The sequence below is a fragment of the Variovorax sp. P2_H12 genome (assembly GCF_056403395.1).
The window spans coordinates 1-373 of record NZ_JBFUFO010000306.1 but is presented as its reverse complement, the minus strand read 5'-3'; the positions used below and the strand labels follow the sequence as shown (position 1 = coordinate 373).

1 protein-coding gene is annotated in these 373 nt (G+C 70.8%); it reads right to left on the bottom strand.

The genetic code is table 11. The annotated features are described in order from the left end of the window. The coding region (locus tag AC1DYK_RS36250; protein ID WP_478170666.1) for a hypothetical protein at positions 1-373 on the bottom strand (373 nt) is incomplete at both ends.

The following is a 373-nucleotide window of genomic DNA, read 5'->3' as shown; positions in this document are numbered from 1 at the left end:
GTGTGGTGATCCGCCGTACCGCGTCGACGACGGCGTCGCGGTGCCGGGCCAATCGTCGCGTTGACCATGGGTCGCTTCCGCTGGTTGGGCTCATGCCGCCTGTGAGGCTGAACCAGGCTTGGGTCAGCGCCAGCACGAAAGCCACCAGGTCCTCCGGGCCGAGCTCCGGCTCGACTCGGCCCTGCTCCTGGGCCGCCGCCACGGCTGTGGTCTTGGCGGTGTAGGTGGCGGCCTCCTGGTCGGTGGCGCCGGGGCGCTCCAGCAGCTTCCAGGAGAGCAGCCGCATCAGGTCGGGGTGGGCGACCAGGTTGTCGAAGATCTGTCCCGCGACTCCGGGGAGGTCCTCGGCGTCGAAGGGCACTGTCTCCGCGCC